We start from the raw sequence: 20,090 nt of genomic DNA on the forward strand, positions 1-20,090 counted from the left end.
CATCATCAGTAGCCCGGGACGAAGGGGAACGACAGCGATTCGTAGTAGCTCAGCGGGTGCTGCGGCGGCGCGACACCGGCAGGCAGCGGCAGGCCGTTGAGGCTCTGGAAATAGGCGATCGAGGCATCACGCCACCACAGCGCCTCCTTCTGCTGGATGGCGAGGAAGGTGGACGCCTTCTGGTAACGCTCGGCGTCGATGTGACTGCCGACGCGGCCCCAGGTGTCGCGCATCTGGCCTACGGTGTCGACACCGCGGGTGTAGTGCATCACCAGCTCGTTCCACAGCGTCTGGCCCGACTGCATGCGGTAGCTCCACGGCAGGTGGTGGAACCACAGCAGGAAGACTTCGGGCGTGGTGGCGGGATCATTGAACTTGGCGGCCAGCGGCGGCGCGTACTGGGCCACCGCGTTGCTGCCGGTGCTGGTGCGGTCGAAGCCGATGCCGTCGTGGTCGGCGCGGTGGTAGTACACCGGCGTCCAGTCGGCGCGCGGGCCAGTGGCGTCCCAGGGCGCGGGACCGTAGTGGTGGCCGTGGCCCATCAGGTGATGCAGGCCCAGCGGGGTCATGTAGTCGACCACCGCCTCGCGCGAACCCATCATCATGTCGACCACCGGGGTGACGAAAGCCGCTTCGTCGGTGAAGGTCATGCGCACCCAGTCGGCGGCGATGGAGCGCGCGGACTCGGTGGGGTTCCAGGCGAGGCGCCCGAACGCGTACCAGTTGGCCTGGTTGAAGTCCGAGCCGCACCAGTCGCGGTCCGTGCCGATGTTGGCCACGCCGGCGATGCCCGTAAGTTGGTGACCATCGAGCTGGCCGTCGATCACCTTGGCCACGGTCGAGCCCTTGCCACGGGACATCGTGTCGGAGGAAAGCGTCTCCTCGAACATCGTGCCCAGGTAGGCCAGGTGGGTGGCGAAGCCCAGGTATTCCTTGGTGATCTGGAACTCCATCATCAACGGCGTCTTCGGCATCGCGCCGAACAGCGGGTTGAACGGCTCGCGCGGCTGGAAGTCGATCGGGCCGTTCTTCACCTGCAGCAGCACGTTGGAACGGAACTTGCCGTCCAGCGGCTTGAACTCGGCGTAGGCCTGCTTGGCGCGATCGTCCCTGTTTTCCTGCGAGTAGACGAAGGCGCGCCACATCAGCACGCCGCCGTGCGGCTGCAGCGCATCGGCCAGCATGTTGGCGCCATCGGCGTGGTTGCGGCCGTAGTCCTGCGGGCCGGGCTGGCCCTCGGAATTGGCCTTGACCAGGAAGCCGCCGAAGTCGGGAATCAGCGCGTAGACCTCATCGGCCTTGGCGCGCCACCACTTCTGCACCTGCGGGTCGAGCGGATCGGCGGTCTTGAGCCCGCCGATCTCGATCGGCGCGCTGAACTTCACGCTGAGGTAGACGCGGATGCCGTACGGGCGCATCACGCCTGCCAGCGCCTTCACCTTCTCCAGGTACGGCGCGGTAAGGATCGCCGCATTGGCGTTGACGTTGTTGAGCACCGTGCCGTTGATGCCGAGCGAGGCATTGGCGCGTGCATAGTCGGTATAGCGCGGATCCAGCCAGTCCGGCAGCTTCTGCCAGTCCCAGATCGACTGGCCGGCGTAGCCACGCTCGGTATGGCGATTGAGGTCGTCCCAGTGGTTGAGCACGCGCAGCTTCAGGCGCGGCCATTCGCGCACGTCGAGCTTGTCGAGCGCCTGCCCGGTCTGCACCAGGCGCAGCAGGTGGAAAGCGCCGTACAGGGCGCCGACGTCGTCATTGGCGGCCACCACCGTAGCCGGGTGGCCGGCGACGACCACGCTGCGGATCAGGTAGCCGTCGTGGCCGAGCGCGCGCAGGTCCAGGTGCAGGCCGGCGATCTGCGCCGAGGACGCGGGCGTGCCCACCACGATCGCGCCATCGGCGCTGACCGTGCTGGCCACCACTGGTGCGCCACCCAGCAAGCCGCCAAGGCCGCGCAGCAGCTCCTGCCGGGTCACCTCTTGCGTGGGCGATGCGCCGCCGATGACCAGCTGCGCGGCATGCGCCCTGACCGCGGCGGCCTCCGCCTGCGGCAGCGGGCGGTAACGCAGCCACAGGTCGTAGCCGTCCTCGGCCCGAGCCACGTTGGCGCCGAGCAGCGCCAGCAGCATTGGCAGGCCGGTCAGCACCGCCCGAAAAAGCGTGTAAAAACGCGCTCTAAGCGCCGCCGGAGCCGCTACGGTTATCGCTAACATGTGCAAGAATGCTTTCATACTCGATCCGTAATCACGACCGTAACGATGTCCGTGGCAACCGCGACACGGTCTCTGCGGAATCAGCACCGTGCAAGGGAAAACGGCATTGAAGAACACCGTCAGGAAGTCTGTTCGACGCAAGGGCGCCGCCATCACCATCGATGACGTTGCCGTGTTGGCGAAGGTATCGCCGATGACCGTTTCGCGCGTGATGAACGGTCACAGCAAAGTGCGCGACGCGACCCGCGAGCGGGTGATGGAAGCGGTGCGCGAGCTCGGCTACATCCCCAATCTCGCGGCCAGTTCGCTGGCCGCGGCGCAGGACGCGCGCATCGCACTGATCTACACCAACCCCAGCGGCGGCTACCTGCGCGAACTGCTGCTCGGCGCCTTGCGCGGCGCGGCGCGCACCGCGGCGCAGCTGGTGATCGACAACTGGGACGAACTGGACGTCGGCGCCGAGCGCGTGGCTGCACGAGCCCTCGCCAACAGCGTGGCCGGCGTGATCCTGCCGCCGCCGCTGTGCGAATCGAAGGTGGTGATCGAAGAGCTGGTCAACGCCGGCGTGCCGGTGGTGGCGATCGCCGCGGGCCGCTTCAACCACGACATCTCCAGCGTGCGCATCGACGACTTCATTGCGAGCAAGGAAGTGACTGAGCACCTGCTCAGGATGGGCCACAAGCGCATCGCCTTCATCAAGGGCCATCCCAACCAGACCGCCAGCACGCGTCGCTACGAGGGTTACCAGGCGGCGCTGAAGGACGCCGGCATTCCGCTGGATCCCGCACTGGTGCAGCAGGGCTACTTCACCTACCGCTCCGGACTGGACACGGTGGAGAGGCTGCTGTCGCTGCGCCAGCCGCCCACCGCGATCTTCGCGAGCAATGACGACATGGCGGCGGCCGCCATCTCGGTGGCTCACCGGCGTGGCCTGGATGTGCCGCGCGACCTCTCCATCATGGGCTTCGACGATACCTCGGCCGCCACCACGGTGTGGCCCGAACTCAGCACGGTGCGCCAGCCGATCGCCAGCATGGCCGACTCGGCCATCGACATCCTGCTGCGCTCCATCCGCCGCAAGGACAACGATACCAAGGTGGTGGTCGATCACGTGGTTGCCCATCAGCTGATCAAGCGCGATTCGGTGGCGCCGCCCGTCGCGCGCAAGACGCGCGGCTAAGCGCGAATCCTGCTGCACATCCGTGGCTCCGGCGGCGCAAGGCCGCCGGCAAAACGCTGCGCCACCCAACGCGCTAGCCCTCCATCTGTTCCAGTTCCTTGCCGCGGGTCTCGTGCACGTAGCGCAGCACGAACACCACCGACAGCGCGGCGGCCAGGGCATACAGGCCATACGCGCCAGCCAGGCCAATGCTGGTCAGCAGGATCGGGAAGGTCACGGTGATGGCGAAATTGGACGTCCACTGCGCCGCGCCAGCCACGGCGAGGGCGGAGCCGCGGATCTGGTTGGGGAACATCTCGCCCAGCATCACCCACATCACCGGGCCCCACGACATGTTGAAGAAGGCCACGTAGGCGTTGGCCGCCACCAGCGCCAGTGTGCCCATCGGCGGCGCCAGGCTGATCTTGCCATTGGCGTCGAGGCCGGCATGGGCGAACGCAAAGGTGACCAGGGCGAGCGTGATCGTCATGCCCACCGAGCCGACCCAGAGGAGCGGCTTGCGGCCAAGCTTGTCGATCAGCATCACCGCCACCAGGCAGGCGCCGATGCTGAGCGCGCCCGAGAAGACGTTGATGAGCAGCGCATCGTTTTCGGAGAAGCCCACCGCCTGCCACAGTACGGCGCCGTAGTAGAAAACGACGTTGATGCCGACCAGCTGCTGGAAGGTGGCCAGGCCGATGCCCACCCACACGATGGGACGGACGCGACCGCTGGTCTTGTCCAGCAGATCCGACAACTTGGGACGATGGCGATCCTGCGCCAGTGAGCCGCCAATCTCGCTCATCTTGGCGCGCGCCTCGTCCTCGCCATACAGGCGCGTCAGCACCGCCCTGGCTTCGACGTCGCGCTTGCGCACCACCAGGAAACGGGGACTTTCGGGAATGAACAACAGCGAGACCAGGAACAGCGTCGACGGTAGCGCCTGCATCCAGAACATCCAGCGCCATGCATCCTGATGCAGCCACAGCACGCCGGTGGAGGCGCCCGCCGCCTTGGCCAGCAGGAAGTTGCTGAGGAATGCGCTGAACAGGCCGCTGATGATGGCGATCTGCTGCACCGTCGCGAGCCGGCCGCGATAGCGCGCCGGCGCCACCTCCGCGATATAGGCGGGGGCGATCACGCTGGCCGCGCCAACGGCGAAACCGCCGGTCATCCGCGCAGCCACGAAAAGTGCGGCATTGGCCGCGGCGCCGGCGCCAAGCGCCGACAGAAGGAAAAGCAGCGCCGAGACGATCAGTACCGAGCGTCGTCCCCACACGTCGGCGACGCGGCCGGCGAAGAAGGCGCCCAGCGCGCAACCGAGCAGCATCGAGGCGACCTGGAAGCCGATGGCCGCGGAACTGGAATGGAAGGCCTGCTTGATGCCGTCCACGGTGCCGTTGATGACGCCGCTGTCGAAGCCAAACAGGAAGCCGCCGAGCGTGGCGACGCAACTGATCTGGACGATGAGGCGGGTGTTTTCCGTTGTGCCAGTACTGGCCACGTTTTCAAACGGGACGCTGTTCATGCCGACGGTGTCTCATGGTCATGTTTCCGGTCTCCCCCAAGCCGGCAAGGCGCGTTCCCGCGCGCCTTGCCGACCACTCAGATCAGACGCGAGCAAAGCCCGCCGTCTGCGCTCAGCGCAGCAGGTACTGGTTGAGCAGGTTCTCGTAGAGCTCCTGCTTGCCGCTGGTCTTGGCCGGCTCACCCTGCTTGACGGCGAGGGAGTGCAGGTCGGCCAGGCCGAGCTTGCCCTGTTCGAAGTCGCGGCCAGCGCCCTGGTCGAAGCTGGCGTAACGCTCGGCGCGCCACTTCTCCAGCGGCGACTTGGTGAGCAGCGCGTGCGCCACTTCCAGGCCGCGTGCGAACGCGTCCATGCCGCCGATGTGGGCCAGGAACAAGTCGTCGGCGTCGGTGGACTCGCGGCGCACCTTGGCGTCGAAGTTCAGGCCGCCCGGGGCGAGGCCGCCCTGGCGCAGCACCACCTGCATGGCGCCCACGGTGTCGTACAGGTCGGTCGGGAACTGGTCGGTATCCCAGCCGTTCTGCGCGTTGCCGCGATTGGCGTCGATGCTGCCGAGCATGCCGTGGTCAGAAGCGACCTGCAGGTCATGCTCGAAGGTGTGGCCCGACAGCGTGGCGTGGTTGGCTTCGATGTTGAGCTTGAAGTCGTTTTCGAGGCCATGCTGGCGCAGGAAGCCGGCGACGGTGGCCGAGTCGAAGTCGTACTGGTGCTTCATCGGCTCCATCGGCTTGGGCTCGATCAGGAAGTTGCCCTTGAAGCCGATGCTGCGACCGTAGTCGCGCGCCATGGTGAGGAAGCGGCCGAAGTGACCGAGCTCGCGCTTCATGTTGGTGTTGTGCAGCGAGGCATAGCCTTCGCGGCCACCCCAGAACACGTAGTTCTCGCCGCCCAGCTCCACGGTCGCGTCGAGCGCGGCCTTGATCTGCACGCCGGCGCGTGCCACCACGGCGAAGTCCGGGTTGGTGCCAGCGCCGTTCATGTAGCGCGGATGGCTGAACAGGTTCGCCGTGCCCCACAGCAGCTTGACGCCGGTGGCCTTCTGGCGCTCCTTGGCCAGCGCAACCATGTGCTTCAGGTTGCTCTCGTACTCGCCGATGTCATCGGCGTCCGGAGCCAGGTCGATGTCGTGGAAGCAGTAGTACGGCACGCCGAGCTTGGTGAAGAACTCGAACGCAGCGTCGATCTTGGCTTCAGCGCGGGCGAGCGGCGTGGCGCCGACGTCCCACGGGTAGTTGCGCGTGCCGGGACCAAACGGGTCGTGACCGGCGTTGCAGAAGCTGTGCCAGTAGCACACCGCGAAACGCAGGTGCTCGGCCATCGTCTTGTCGCCGATCTTCTTGTTGGCATCGTAGTGCTTGAACGCCAGCGGGTTGTCCGAGCCAATGCCCTCGAACGGGATTTGGCCGATGCCGGGGAAGTATTCGCGCTGGCCGATGAAGGTGGTGCTCATGGAATGCGGGTCCTCGTCGAGAATAAAAAAAGGATGCGGGTGCGACGGCGGGTCAGTCAGCACCCGCAGCCGGGGAAAGGGCGTAGTAGGACTTGGCCACGTCGAGGTGGCTAAGGAATTGCGCGTAGTGGCCTTCGTAGGCCGACACGTTCTTTGGATCGGGGCGCGCCGAGAGCCCCGGCGCGATCAGCACATGCTCGCGGGCCATCGCCGCGAGATCGGCGTCGCCGCCCTGGGCGTGATCGAACGCCCACAGCGCCTGCAGCGCGGCGCCAAACGCGGCGCCCTCGGCCTGCAACGGGACTTCCACCGGGAGATTGAATACGTCGGCGATCATCTGGCGCCATGCCGCGCTGTGGCTGCCGCCGCCGGTGAGGCGGATGGCGTCGAACTTCAGGCCAGCCGCCAGCAGGGCGTCGAAGCCGTTGCGCAGCGCATAGGTGGCGCCCTCCATCGCGGCGCGATAGGCGTTGGCGCGCGTGAAGTTGCCCAGATCCATGCCGTGCAGGCTGCCGCGTGCATGCGGCAGATCCGGCGTGCGCTCGCCGTTGAGGAACGGCAGCATCACCAGCCCACCGGCGCCCGGCAGGGTGCCAGCCAGCACGGAATCGCCGTCGCGGGTGTTGAAGCCGAACGCCTTAGCCGTGCTTTCGGTGGCGACCGTGCAGTTCATGGTGCAGATCAGCGGCAGCCAGCCACCCGTGGACGAGCAGAACGCCGCCCAGCCTGCGGCTTCGTCCACCACCGGATGATCGGCGTAGGCGAACAAGGTGCCCGAGGTGCCCAGGCTCATGCTGAGCACGCCCGGCTCGACGTTGCCGGTACCGATGGCGGCCATCATGTTGTCGCCACCGCCCGCGGAAACGCGCACGTTGTGCGGCAGGCCCAGTTCGTCGGCGATGGCCGCCGAAATCGGGAAGCTCGCATCGGCCTCCACCAGCGGAGGCAGGCACTTCAGCAGGTCACGGTCCGCATCCGTCGCGGCGAGCATCTCGCTCGACCAGCGGCGCGTGCGCACGTCCAGCCAGCCGGTGCCCGAGGCGTCGCCGTATTCCATCCAGCGCTCGCCGGTGAGCCAGAAATTCACGTAGTCGTGCGGCAGCAGGATGGTCGCTAGCTGCTCATAGGCCTGCGGGCGATGCTTGCGCGTCCACGGCAGCTTTGACGCGGTATAGCCGGCCAGGATCGGGTTGCCGGCCAGCGAAACGCACTTTTCCGCGCCACCGACCGCAGCCATGATCTCGTCGCACTCGCGCTGCGTGCTGGTATCGCACCACAGCTTGGCCGGCGCCAGCACATTGCCTGCGGCGTCGAGCGGCACAAAGCCATGCTGCTGGCCGGAGACGCCGATGGCCACCACGCGCGAACGGAACGCGGGGTCGAGCTTGGCGAAACAGCTGCGGATCGCCTCGATCCACCACTCCGCCTTCTGCTCGCGGCTGCCGTCGTCACCGGCGATCAGATCCAGAGGATGGCCGTGCGTGGCCACCAGGCGGCGCGCAGCAGCATCGTAGGCGACCAATTTGACGCTCTGGGTACCTACATCCAGTCCAACCACAAGGCTCATACGTTTTCCGGAACCAAAAATGTTAGCGCTATCATCGCATAGCTTAATAAAACCCCCGAACGGGTCTGGCAAGGCCTGGGAGCTGCCTGCCGCCTGAAGGAGGGTGCGTTCTGCCGACTGTACTAGCGTGTCGCCGAAATGCCATGCCGCAATGCAAAAAAGCCCAAAATGTGCCCTCCGGGACCTGTCTGGGAGGCGCAAGAACCCTCGACTCGGGCCTCCTTGAGACGCCCGCAGCGCGCCAGCGACCCAAATCCGTCCGGTCCTGGCTGCGGTCCGGCGGCCCGCCCGGGCAGGTGTCACCTGATCACGAGGCCTTTCCAGCAACACCACGACGCCTGGCGCCGCGCTGCGACGAGCGCACCCTGAGCTCGCCGTGGACGGATAGACGTCCATCATGTGCCAGAGGTGGCTGCACGAACGTGCAAACGAAACCATTTGATGCGGCGCAGCGTGTCGCCGCATGATGGTAACGCTAACTTGCGGAGCAAGTGCCCTGCCATCAAGAGTTGTTGGATGTTGCCTCATCGCGTCGCGCTGCTTTTCAACGCCAACAAGGTCTACGACCGGCAAGTCATCGCGGGCATCGGGCAATACCTCACCTTCACCCGAGTGAAGTGGGACCTCTTCATGGAAGAGGATTTCCGCAGCCGCACCCTGGGCATCCGCCAGTGGCGCGGCGACGGCATCATTGCGGACTTCGACGATCCGGTGGTGGCCGAGGCGGTGTCGGCCCTGCCGCTTCCTGTGGTGGCCGTGGGCGGTTCGTATGCGGACGAGTCGCATTACCCATCTGGCATTCCTTACGTCGCCACCGACAACAAGAAGCTCGTGCAGCTCGCGTACGGCCATCTGATCGAGCACGGGCTGGAACGTTTCGCCTTTTTCGGCAAGCCGCCCGAGCCGGACAACCGCTGGGCCCACGAGCGCGAGATGTGGTTCCGCCACCTGACCGCGGCGGACGGGCTGGAAGGCATCGTCTACCACGGCTCGCCGACGAGCGCGGGCGGCTGGGGGCGGGCGCAGCAGGAAGTGGCTGAGTGGATCCGCTCGCTGCCCAAGCCGATCGGCATCATCGCCGCCACTGACGCGCGCGCCCGCCAGCTGCTGCAGGCCTGCATCGTCGGCGACGTGCCGGTGCCGGAACAGGTGGCCATCATCGGCATCGACAACGATCCCATCGTGCAGGTGCTGAGCTGCATCCGGCTCACCTCGGTGATGCAGGGCGCGGAGGAGATGGGCCGCACCGCCGCGCAGCTCCTGCACCAGATGCTTCACGGCGGCGATTGCTCAGGCGCACGCGTGCTGGTGCCACCGACCGGCATCAACGTGCAGGCGAGCAGCCTGTACCAGTGCATCCGCAGCCCCCACGTGATGCGGGCCCGCCACTACATCCGCCAGTACGCCTGCATGGGCATCAAGACCGAGCAGGTGGCCAGCTACGTCGGCGTCTCGCGCACGCTGCTGGAAGAGCACTTCAAGCGCGAGCTGAAGAAATCCGTGCACCAGGTGATCCTGGAGCACAAGCTGGAGCGCGCGCGGCACCTGCTGGCCGACCCGATGATGTCGCTGACCGACGTGGCGGTGCGCAGCGGCTTCACCTCGCTGCAGTACATGTACGTGGTGTTCAAGCGCGAATTCAACTGCACGCCCAAGCAGTATCTGGAACGCCTGCAGGCCTGAGCCAGCGGATCAGGGACCGCCAGCCTTCGCAGGATCGCCGTAGAGGATGCCGCGGCCGCTGGTGCCGAAGTAGACACGCCCGAACACGCGCGGATCCCCGGTGATCATGCTGATGGCGCCATAGCGATGGGCGTCGTCGTCGATGCGCAGCCAATGCTCGCCGCCATCGGTGGACCGGAAGATGCCTTCCTGATCGCCCCGCTTGCCGGCCGCATACAGGGTCGACTGCGAGCCGCCCGGCGCCGCCTTGCCGAAGCCAAAGGCGTCCACGCGGGTCATGTCCTTCGCTTTGTTCAATACCTTGCCATCATCGCTGCCGTGGACGAGTCCCGCGCGACTGGACAGGTAGAGCTGCCCCGCCACGTCGGGTGAAGCTCCGAGGCGCAGGCGTGACGACGAAGACGCGAAGTCACCCAGCTCTCCACGGATGGGCTCAAAGTGCGCCCCGCCGTCCCGGCTGACGAAAACGGCCTTCTTCTCCGCGTCCACCGCATAGAAACGCTTGGGGTCGATACGATCGGCCACTACCCGCACGGACTCTTCCACTCCAACGACGGGCTGCCAATGGGCGCCAACGTCCTGTGTGAGGTAGCCGTGCTTTGCGTCGCGCGGAAACCACACGACGTGCCCTCCATCCGCCGCGATGGCGACGCTGCCACCACCCGCGCCCTCCATGTGTACCGGCTCGGTGGCGAACGGCTGCCAATGGGCGCCGCCGTCGGTCGAATAGGCCAGGCGGACAGCGCTGCCTTCGTGCTCGCGCAACCAACCGCTGCGCACGACCACCTCGGGCCGTCCGCCCGCGTTGGCGATGTCATCGGCGTCGGTGTAACGCGGAGGCGCGGCGAACTGGGGCGGCGCCACGGCGAGGTCGTCGTGGCGATAGCCGTCCATGTCGTACATCGCGCTGAGCAGGTGGGGGCCAGTGGCGGGACTGATGATCGCCTTGGCGACGATTTCCTCCAGCCCGTCATCGAGGAAGCGCCAGTGCACCGTGCCGCCCTGGTCCACCTGTCGCAGATCGTCGGTCGCCCACACGCCGTAGCCGGTGACGAACCAGGCGCGATCGGGGTCATGCGGGTCGATGGCGATGGAGGCAATCCAGTGCGGCGTGTGCTCCTTCAGCCAGGCTGGGTGATCCGTATCGAACTGCGAATGCGCGAAGACTTCCTGCCAGTGCTGGCCGCCGTCGGTGCTGCGGAAGAGCAGGTCCTTCGGCGTGTAGTGGCCGAACGTGGCCGTCATCACCGCCTGCGGATCGGCCTTGTCCACAGCAATGGCGTTCCAGCCAAAGCCACTGGGCTGCCCGTCGGTGCGCGGAATGGGCGTGATGTCGGTCCACTTCCCGCTGGCCGGTGCGTACTTCCACACCGCGCCGTCATGCATGTTGTCCGGCCCCGCCTCATCCCCGTAAGTGAGGACATAGCTGCCGTCTCCGGCGCGCACCATCAGATGCGGGCGCAGGCCGGTGGGCTGGCCGGCGACCGCGCTCCAGCTGCGGCCGCCATCGTTGGATCGGAAAAGACCGCCGCCCCGGGTGGACACGCCGGCATACAGCGTGCCGCTGGCATGCCCACGTTTGCCGCTGCCCGGCTCGAACACCACGAACACGATGCCGACCGGCTGCGTGCGTGATCCGTGCCTTGCGCTGGCATCCGCCCCGGAGGCGACGGCGGGGAAACCGTCTACCTTCTTCCAAGTCGCGCCATGGTCCGCGCTGCGCCACAGGCCGGCGTTGCGCGAACCAAGAAAAAGAATGCTCCCGTCGTTGGGATCGACCGCGAGCCGCTCGCCGTTGTTACGGCCCTGCTCATTGCCACCCACGGGAAAGGGAAGATCGCTGCGGGTGAAATGGTCGCCACGGTCGGTGGAGACCAGCACGGCGCCATTGCCCGCCCAGGAAGCCGTATAGGTTCCGGTCAGCAGGTAGAGCCGCCCCGCATCACGTGGATCGACCGCGAAGCCGTCCACGCCGTACAGGTTATCGTCGGAGGCCGGCAGCCAGTCGAGCAGCGGCTTCCACCGCGAACGCGACGGGTCCCAGCGATACGCGCCGCCGACATCGGTGCGCGCATACAGCAGACCCGCCTCATTCGGATGGTAAAGCAGGCCACTGACGAAACCACCGCCGCCAATGCGGACATTGGCGAAGCGGTAGGCCACCGCATCATTGCCGGCATGCGTGGGCATGCCGGCAATGAGGAGCAGGCAGGCAAGCATCCAGCGGCTTGCCCTCCTGGCCAGGTCGTTCATCAGAAGGTTCCGCGGAACACGATCTCGTAACGACGGTCGTTCTGGAAGATCGCGCGGGTGTACAGGTTCGGATCCACCGCACCGCTGACGTAGGTGGACGGACCCATCAACACGCGCGTGGTCGAGTTGGTGAGATTGTTCATCTGCAAGCCGATCTGCATGTTCTTGTTGATCTTGTAGAACACCGAAGCGTCAAGCTGGCCGAACGAATCGTTCCACATCGGCAGGTAGGTGTCACCCGAATCTTCCGAGGTGATCAGGTAGCGGCTGCGCCACGACCAGGCCAGGCGGGCCGACCAGTTGCTGTACTCGTACATGCCGATCAGGTTGTAGCTGTTCTGCGACAGGCCGGCCATGGGCAGCGGCGGGTTGGTGACGACGTAGCTGGCGCCGCACGAACCGTTGGCATGGTCCGGATCACACGAGGTGGTGCCGGCGATCTTGCTGCTGTGCAGGAAGGTGTAGTTGGCCTGCACGCCCAGACCCTTCCATGCGCCCGGCAGGAAGTCGAAGAACTGCGAGTAGCCCGCCTCGGCGCCCGACACGCGGCCGGTACCGGCATTCTGCGGACCCGTCACCGCGAACTCCTGGCCACTGATCGTCTCGGTGGTGACTTCGTTGGTGATGTAGTTCTTGATTTCCTTGTAGAACACCGTCGTGTACAGCATGCCGGTGGGCGAGAAATACCATTCCAGCGCGGAATCGAACTGGTTGGCTTCCATCGGCTTGAGCGCCGGGTTGCCGCCGGTGCTGGCGGTCCAGCCCTGGATGGTGGATTCCTGGCCGGCCGGGCCGCCCCACGAGGCGCCGAGCTTCATGTACGAGTTGAGCTGGTTGATATCCGGGCGCGTCATCGCCTTCGACGCAGCCAGGCGCAGCTGCAGGTCGTCGGTCAGCTTGAAGCGGATGTTAAAGCTGGGCAGCAGGTTGTGATAGCTGGCCTTGCCTTCGATCGGCACGTAGGCGCCGCTGAACAGGGCCAACTGTTCCGGCGTCAGCGTGGAGGTGCTGCCGCTGATGTTGCTGGCCGAGGGATACAGGATGGAGCCGTTGGAACGCACGTCCGTGTTCACGTAGCGCGCGCCGATGTTGCCGTCGAACGGAATGCCCAGGAAGGTGTCGTTGCCGAAATACAGCACGCCGTAGAGGGCCTGCGTGTTTTCGCCCAGGTGGTTGTCTTCACCCGGCAGACCCGTCTGCTGTGCCTGCCAGCCACCGGCGGCCTCGATCGCGTACAGCGCCTGGATCGCCTTCTGGTAGTTGCCAACCAGCGCATTGCTGGGGAACCACAGCGTGGTCGGCAGGTTCGCGCCACGGTAGAAGTTCGACATGTTGATCTGCTGGCTCATCCAGCTCGGGATCTGGTTGAACCAGTCGAGGCCCGTCGAGGTGTACTTCGACGCGTCCCAGATCTGGCTGATCGGGCCCCAGTTGTAGTTGCCGTTGGTGTTGTCGCTATGCGCATCGCGATCGGTCGCGCGCGCGCCGACGCGGAAGAACTGCAGCCAGTTGTTGTCCTGGAAGTTGTATTCCAGATCCAGGCGTACGGTGCGCTGCTCGGCCCAGTCGTGCTCCAGGTGGTCCATCGCCGCGCCGAGGTAATAGTTGCCCGGGTTGGCCAGGTAGGACGGATCGGCCAGCGTCAGGCTGGGCGTACCGACCACGCTCACGTTCGCCGGCGGCATGTAGAACTGGCCGAAGACCGAGAAGTCCTGCGTGTTGGCGATGGACTTCACGAACTGCACGTCACCGGACAGCAGGATGTGGTCGTTGATGTTGTACTTGAAGCCGTTCGACCAGTCCGTCGTGCGGGTGAACTGGGTCTGGATACGGTTATCGGTGTAGTAGTTCACGTAGCCGTTGGGGATGCCCATCGTCGACGAGCCACGCCACGCGTCGGACGCCACCGTACCGCTCTGGAACACACCCTGACCGTTGTAATTGAATTCGGTACCCGGCGCCGGCAGCACGTTGTTGTACGCGCTTTCGTTCGTCTGCACGTTGTACTGCTGCCACTGCAGGTTGTAATCCGAGCGGAAGAACTGCGAGTAGAACTCGAGATCGTCGTTCGGACGCCACTGCAGGGCGCCATACAGGCCGATGCGGCGACGCTGCATGTTCATCTCGAGGTAGTTGATGTCACCCGGCACGTACACCGTGCTGGTCGGCGAGCCCGCGGCGATGTTCGGGGCGTAATACGACGTGTCCGTCGCGTCCGGACGCATCACATAGGGGTTGGTCTGGATGCCGTCGTTGCGCGAGGCGAGTTCGGAGTAGGACACATCGAACAGGGCGCCGAATTCGCCGGCGTCGTCGGTCTTCCAGCGGTTGCTGTACAGGAACGAGGTCGACGGCTTGCTCTTCTGCGCCATGTCGCCTTCGTTGACGCCGAAGGAGAACGCGGTCACCTGGCCCGGATTGTCGAACGGCATGCGCGTGCGCAGGTTCACCGTACCGGCAATGCCGCCTTCGATGATTTCCGCCGACGGGTTCTTGTACACGTCGACGCCGGCCATCAGCTCGGCCGGCACGTCCTCGAAGCCCAGCGAACGACCGTTGTTGGCCGAGAAGCTGTCGCGACCGTTGAGCTGGCTGGAGACGTACGGCAGGCCGCGGATGAGCACGCCGCTGCCTTCGGAGGACGGATGGTCCGGGTCGTTGTCGGCCAGGAAGTGGTCGACGGTGACGCCGCTGATGCGCTGCAGGGTTTCGGTCACGCTGCGGTCGGGCAGGGCCATCATGTCCGTCGCGGTGACGGAATCCACGATCTGGCTGGAGTTCTGCTTCAACGACTGCGCGGACTCAAGGGCGGCGCGGATACCGGTGACGGTCACGCCATCGAGGTTCTGGACCTCCTTCTGGCCGTCGTCCTTCTTGGTCTCGTCCTTCTTCTTCGCATCGGCCTTCTTGGTCGCGTCAGCCTTGCTGTCCTTCGCGGCCGGCGCCTGCGTGGTGGCGCCCGGAGCCTGGGTGTTGTCCTGCCCGAAGGCCATGCCCGGCGCCTGCATCAGCGCCAGACCTAGCGCCACACCCGCAGCCAGACGGCGACGGGACAGAGAAGCGGTGATAAACGGGTACACGCCGTGCTGCAAAGCCGGCGTTTGCATCTTGCCCTTCATACGAATTGACTCCCCCAAGAAGTGATGTCACCAGTGGCCCCCGCCACCGGCTCGCTTTGTTCTTCACTACGCCGGAAGCCTGGCTCGCAACCCTCCAAAGGTTGCGGTCCCCATGCGCAGACTTCGCGTAGGCCTAGTGAATAGGAGGGAGTGCCGTCAAACAATTATGAAAATGCTGGCGGCTCTTCATGATTCTTCGTTTGCTGTCGCCGCATTTCGGGGGAAAGGGTCCAAATAAATGTCATTAAAATGCGTAGGGCGCTAGTGAAAATGTTTGGTGCAGTGCAATGCCGCCGCCCCAGAACCCCAGGACAGATCTCGTCCCGCAGACGCTCAGTTGATCGCCACCTGTTTCTGCATTGCCCTCCTAGAGAGCACAGCATCTCTATGAGTCGTCGCGACACCTTTTAGAAACACGGCGCCTCCGCCCATTGGGCGGCGCCGATTCCGTCACAGAGCCTTGTACCAGGCCACAAAAGTTTGCAGGTCGCCCAAGGTCGGGAATTGCCAGTAGTCGGCCGCATGCCCCGCATAGAGCCGGGGGGCATTTGCTTCCAGCGTGTGAATGCGTGGATCTTCGGCGGCGTAGCGCCTTTTGCGCATCCCTTGGTGGGTCGGATTGGCCCGTTCCCACACCGGCTCGCTCCACAGGTACAACTGCTGCGCCGTGCGACTTAGCGCCAGCTCGCGGCGAGCTCCTGTACGGAAGCAGCGCAGATAAAGAATGTCTGGGTTGCCGATGCTGATGAGCTCGGCAGTCAAATGCTGTTCGGCCTGTTGGACGATCTGCGACACAGGTTTTGATGCGGACATTTAAGACTTCTTGTTTGGAGTCGGTAACTTGTATGGTCAGTTGCGCCAGAGGCTGGTCACCCTTACGTGCGACCAAGGACACCTTAGCCTTGAAGGTCTAGCCGGGTGCTTCGACCCTCCAGCCGAGCTACCGTCAAGCGTTCGGCCGCGGCATTCCAGATTTTGCCCGCAGGGCTTCGTACAACTGCGCCGGACCAAGCAAGATGTCTTTCAACCCCTCGCGCACCCGTTCGGAACCCAGCGCCTGGGTGCTCATCGTGGAATGGGCTTCCAGCGCATCCATGATGGCGTGCAGCAACGCATCCTTGAGGTCCGGCGAGTTGGCGAACTGCTCTTTGCTGTTGCTGCTGGCTTGCTGCAACAGGGTCTCGTTCTCAAGCAGCTTCCCCTTGAGCACCCCGTTGACGTAAACCAACTGGTCATCGTCCGTCAGCTGCCCTTCGAACAAGCCGTTGACCCGTTCGATAATCTCCGCCAGGTAAGCCTGCTGCTTGTCCTGCACGGAGCCGCTACCCACCGCATCGATCGGCGGCAGCTTGTAGCTGCCGTCTGCATTGAGATTGAGCGACTGCCGCCCGGCGCTGCGCAGCGTGTGGTGTGTCAGAACCACTTTCGACAGGTCCACGGTGTCGCGCTCCCGGCCAAATTCCAGCAGCGGGATCAGTCGCTTGTAGAAGAGCTGACGCTTCTCGATGTCCGTATTGCCGTAGTCGAACATCTGGGAGAGGAACGCATACAGGCGGACGAACGCGCCCATGTCGCTCTTGAACAGCACCAACGCGTCCAGGATGTCCTTGCTCGCCTGTGCCACTGTGTCAGCACCTTCGTCCAGCGCCGCCAGCCTGGCTTGTTGCGCCGCCTTGTAGCGCTTGAGCAATCGATCAGCCACCGGGCTGATGGCCGCGGTCAGCTGCGCCTGCGTGCCACGCGGATCGGTCTCGACCTTCGCCACTCGCTCCACTTCGAAGTCGTCATAGTGACCACTGGCATCCAGCTTGGCGCGCAGGTCATAGACCTGGTGCGGATCGGTGGTAGCTTCCAGCTCGGCGGTTTCGTAGTAGGTCTTGAACGCCTTGAGGATTTCGGGCGCGTCGTTGACGAAGTCGAGGATATAGGTGGTGTCCTTGCCAGGGTGCGCGCGATTCAGACGCGACAACGTCTGCACCGCCTGGATACCACCCAGCATCTTGTCCACGTACATGCCGCACAGCAGCGGTTGGTCAAAACCGGTCTGGAACTTGTTGGCCACCAACAAGAGGTGAAACTCCGGCTTGGCAAAGGCTTCGCGAATATCCCGTCCCTGCAACCCGGGATTGAGCACCGCGCTCGTCTCGCTGACCGGATCGGGATAGCTCTCCGAATCATCCACTTCGCCGGAAAAGGCCACCAGAACGCCCAGTGGGTAGTTCTGTCGCTCGATATAGGCTCGCATCGCCTTCTGCCAGCGCACGGCTTCCTTGCGGCTGGCCACCACGACCATCGCCTTGGCCTTGCCGTTCAGTAGCGGCTGCACGTTTTCGCGGTAGTGCTCCACCACGATCTGGACTTTCTGGGCAATGTTGTACGGATGCAGGCGCACCCACTGCATGATGCCCTTCATGGCCGCGCTGCGTTCGACCTGCGCCTCGTCGAGCTCCCTGCCGTTGTGGGCCAGTCGGAAGGCGAGCTTGTAGGTCGTGTAGTTTTTCAGCACATCAAGGATGAAGCCCTCCTCGATGGCCTGCCGCATGGAATACACGTGGAACGGTTGTGGCAGTCCATCGGGGCCGGGCTTTCCAAACAGTTCCAGGGTCTTCTGCTTGGGCGTCGCGGTAAACGCGACATAGGTCAGCCCCTTGTTCCCCGACCGAGCGCCCATATTGGCCGTCAGCACCATCTCGGTGTCGATCTCGCCGCCATCCTCCAGTTCGGCCCTTTCTTCCGCACTCAGCAACTGCTTGAGCTTGGAGGCCGCCTCGCCGGTCTGTGAGCTGTGCGCCTCGTCAGCGATCACCGCAAAGCGTTTGCCTTCGGTGGCCGCCAACTCCTGCACGGCCTGCAGGGCGAATGGAAAGGTCTGAATCGTGCAGACAATGATCTTCTTGCCATCCTTCAGCGCCTGGCTGAGCTGCGCACTCTTGCTGCCATGTTCGCTGGTGATGGTCGCGACCACGCCGATGGTGCGCTCGAAATCGAAGATCGCCTCCTGCAACTGTGCGTCGAGCACATTGCGATCCGAGACCACCAGCACGCTGTCGAAGAGTTTGATGTTGTCGGCACCATGCAGGTCAGCTAGGAAATGCGCGCTCCACGCGATGGAATTGGTCTTGCCCGAACCTGCGGAATGCTGGATCAGGTAACGCTCACCCGCCCCCTGCGCCAGCACGTCGGCCACCAGCCGGCGAGTGGCATCGAGCTGGTGGTAGCGCGGAAAAATCACGCCGGTAGGCTGCTTCTTGTCGTCCCGCTTGCCGATCAGATAGCGGCCAAGGATCTGCAGCCAGCTGTCGCGAGCCCACACTTCCTCCCACAGATAGGACGTCGCGAAGCCATGGGGGTTGGGCGAATTACCGGCTCCACCCTCGTTGCCTCGATTGAACGGCAGGAAAAATGTGGCCGGCCCGGCCAGCCGGGTGGTCATCATCACTTCGGCCTGGCTCACGGCAAAGTGCACCAGGGCGCCACCAGGGAATCCGAGCAACGGCTCCGCCAGTCCGCCCTTGGGTTGAGGCAAGCGGTCGAAACGGTACTGATCCACCGCGTCGCGAACGCTCTGCGTGAAATCGGATTTCAGTTCCGCAGTCGCCACGGGAATGCCGTTGACGAACAGCACCAGGTCCAGCGCATCGTTGGGGTGGTTGGGCGAATGCCGCACCTGCCGCACCACGCGCAGCCGGTTAGCCTCGTAGCGCTGCTGGATTGCCGCATTGATCGCCAGGGCTGGCTTGAATTGAACCAGCGACAGCGGCTCCTTCAATCCCATCATGTCCACGCCACGGCGCAGCACTTCCAGCGTGCCGCGTTCATTGAGGTTCTTGCGCACCCGCTCGGCAATGCGCTCACCCACGGCGGGGCCGTGAGTCTTGCTCAAGCGCTGCCAGCTGTCCGGCTGCGTCGTCTCGATCCAGGCCAGCAGGTCCGGCAGATAGAGCGCGCAGGCGCGGTCGTAGTGGACGGCGTCGCCTTCCGCATAAAGCCAGCCATGATCGCCAAGGTGCTGGCAGATAGCTGCTTCGAAGTGGTGTTCTTGATGCAGGTTCATGGGGCGCCTAGCAATTCGGGATGGTGGTCACGCAACCATTGTTCGGTATGCGCCAGCAGGTTTTCCGCCGCCGCCAGACAGGAGGCCAGCGTGGCGTCAGAAATCGGGTCGCCCTCGTAATCGCTCAGGTTGCGCTGCTTGCGCAACGCATCGAGCACGATCACGTCAGCGGTCGGCACGCCCATGGTGAGGGTCAGGCATTGGATGGCCGTCTGGTGATGGCCCGGCTGGCTGGTGGCCGTCCGGTAGCCGCTTGCCCACAAGCCGAGCATCGCGCATTGCATTACGCATTTGTAAGCCGCGTCGAAACGATTGTCGGCACTGATCGCCGCGACGTCGGCGTCCGCCAGGTTGCGCCGAGCTGCCTCCAGCAGCTTGCCCACGGCGGCGACATCAGCCGTGTGGGCCAGCAGGCGCTTGATCGCCAGCAAGTTCTGCAAGGTCATCCTTATCCCCACTCAGGAACACATTGGGCTTGTCCAGAAACTGGCGGACAAACGCGTCGCCACTGGCCGCCCGTCGGCGGAACTCCGCCGCCGAATACAACACCGGATTGATCTCCCGCTGCAATGACTGCTGCGCGGGATACAGCGCCTGCACCAGCTCGGCAAAGCCAGCCTCACCCACCACCAGCAGGTCGATGTCGCTGCCGGCGGACGCCGTACCGGTCGCCATGGAGCCAAACACCAGAGCTATGCGGATCTGCTCCGCCAGCGGCGCCAACGCCTCGCGCAATACGGGCACGATGCCGTAGGTCTTGCGGAACATGGACGCGAGCTCGTCGAACAAGGGGCCACGCACATCGGCCTGATAGCGCACCTGATTGCCCTGCTCGCTGCGAATCACCAGGCCGGTGTCGGTCAACTTGTCCAGCTCCCGCCCCAGCGTCCCCGCGTGGCTGCCAGTCAGGCGAGCCAGCTCCCGGAGGTGGAAGCTTTCCTGCGGATTGAGCAGCAACTGCGCCAGCACCCGTTGCCGGGCGCCCGGGAACAGCAGATCCATCAGGGCGGAAGTGTTGCTCATATGGCAACGAATGTTGCCTTTATTGCAACATCCGCACAAGA

Annotated in this window: 12 protein-coding genes; 2 read left to right on the top strand and 10 right to left on the bottom strand. The window is 64.7% G+C overall.

Annotated features, from left to right (window positions below; genetic code table 11):
* Positions 1–5 precede the first annotated feature (5 nt).
* The gene (locus DVT68_RS10460; protein WP_114825000.1) at positions 6–2,129 is read right to left on the bottom strand and encodes an alpha-glucuronidase family glycosyl hydrolase; all 2,124 of its coding nucleotides are present in this window, start codon (positions 2,127–2,129) and stop codon (positions 6–8) included.
* A gap of 190 nt (positions 2,130–2,319) precedes the next feature.
* Between DVT68_RS10460 and DVT68_RS10465 the strand changes: the two genes are divergently transcribed.
* Positions 2,320–3,393, top strand: coding sequence for a LacI family DNA-binding transcriptional regulator (locus DVT68_RS10465; RefSeq protein WP_114825001.1), 1,074 nt, complete (start codon positions 2,320–2,322; stop codon positions 3,391–3,393).
* Positions 3,394–3,466: 73 nt separating this feature from the next.
* Here the strand turns inward: DVT68_RS10465 and DVT68_RS10470 are convergent, their stop codons facing one another.
* The 3 genes from DVT68_RS10470 to xylB all read right to left on the bottom strand — a co-directional run bounded on the left by DVT68_RS10470 (position 3,467) and on the right by xylB (position 7,917).
* Positions 3,467–4,900: a sugar porter family MFS transporter gene (locus DVT68_RS10470; protein ID WP_114825002.1), complete on the bottom strand. Its 1,434-nt coding sequence runs from the start codon at positions 4,898–4,900 to the stop codon at positions 3,467–3,469.
* A gap of 112 nt (positions 4,901–5,012) precedes the next feature.
* Positions 5,013–6,350, bottom strand: a complete 1,338-nt coding sequence (gene xylA / locus DVT68_RS10475; protein WP_114825003.1) for a xylose isomerase — start codon at positions 6,348–6,350, stop codon at positions 5,013–5,015.
* A gap of 52 nt (positions 6,351–6,402) precedes the next feature.
* Positions 6,403–7,917, bottom strand: a complete 1,515-nt coding sequence (gene xylB / locus DVT68_RS10480) for a xylulokinase (protein ID WP_114825004.1) — start codon at positions 7,915–7,917, stop codon at positions 6,403–6,405.
* Between the two features lie 516 nt (positions 7,918–8,433).
* Between xylB and DVT68_RS10485 the strand changes: the two genes are divergently transcribed.
* Positions 8,434–9,600: a XylR family transcriptional regulator gene (locus DVT68_RS10485; protein WP_114825005.1), complete on the top strand. Its 1,167-nt coding sequence runs from the start codon at positions 8,434–8,436 to the stop codon at positions 9,598–9,600.
* A gap of 9 nt (positions 9,601–9,609) precedes the next feature.
* Here the strand turns inward: DVT68_RS10485 and DVT68_RS10490 are convergent, their stop codons facing one another.
* The 6 genes from DVT68_RS10490 to DVT68_RS10515 all read right to left on the bottom strand — a co-directional run bounded on the left by DVT68_RS10490 (position 9,610) and on the right by DVT68_RS10515 (position 20,049).
* The gene (locus DVT68_RS10490) at positions 9,610–11,853 is read right to left on the bottom strand and encodes a beta propeller repeat protein (protein WP_233523428.1); all 2,244 of its coding nucleotides are present in this window, start codon (positions 11,851–11,853) and stop codon (positions 9,610–9,612) included.
* A complete protein-coding gene (locus tag DVT68_RS10495; protein ID WP_425477492.1) occupies positions 11,853–14,960 on the bottom strand; it encodes a TonB-dependent receptor in 3,108 nt (1,035 codons plus the stop codon). Before DVT68_RS10495 ends, DVT68_RS10490 begins: the two co-directional genes overlap by 1 nt.
* A 462-nt stretch (positions 14,961–15,422) precedes the next feature.
* Positions 15,423–15,785 carry a hypothetical protein gene (locus DVT68_RS10500; RefSeq protein WP_147281705.1) on the bottom strand — a complete coding sequence of 121 codons (363 nt, stop codon included), beginning with the start codon at positions 15,783–15,785 and terminating at the stop codon, positions 15,423–15,425.
* Between the two features lie 133 nt (positions 15,786–15,918).
* Positions 15,919–19,026 carry a type I restriction endonuclease subunit R gene (locus tag DVT68_RS10505; RefSeq protein ID WP_114825007.1) on the bottom strand — a complete coding sequence of 1,036 codons (3,108 nt, stop codon included), beginning with the start codon at positions 19,024–19,026 and terminating at the stop codon, positions 15,919–15,921.
* On the bottom strand, positions 19,023–19,472 hold the full coding sequence (locus DVT68_RS10510) for a DNA-binding protein (protein WP_233523430.1): 450 nt from the start codon (positions 19,470–19,472) through the stop codon (positions 19,023–19,025). The genes DVT68_RS10505 and DVT68_RS10510 overlap by 4 nt, the downstream gene beginning before the upstream one ends.
* The gene (locus tag DVT68_RS10515) at positions 19,420–20,049 is read right to left on the bottom strand and encodes a nucleotidyltransferase domain-containing protein (RefSeq protein WP_114825008.1); all 630 of its coding nucleotides are present in this window, start codon (positions 20,047–20,049) and stop codon (positions 19,420–19,422) included. The genes DVT68_RS10510 and DVT68_RS10515 overlap by 53 nt, the downstream gene beginning before the upstream one ends.
* Positions 20,050–20,090 lie beyond the last annotated feature (41 nt).

The sequence above is a fragment of the Dyella solisilvae genome (assembly GCF_003351225.1).
Taxonomy (GTDB): Bacteria; Pseudomonadota; Gammaproteobacteria; order Xanthomonadales; family Rhodanobacteraceae; genus Dyella; species Dyella solisilvae.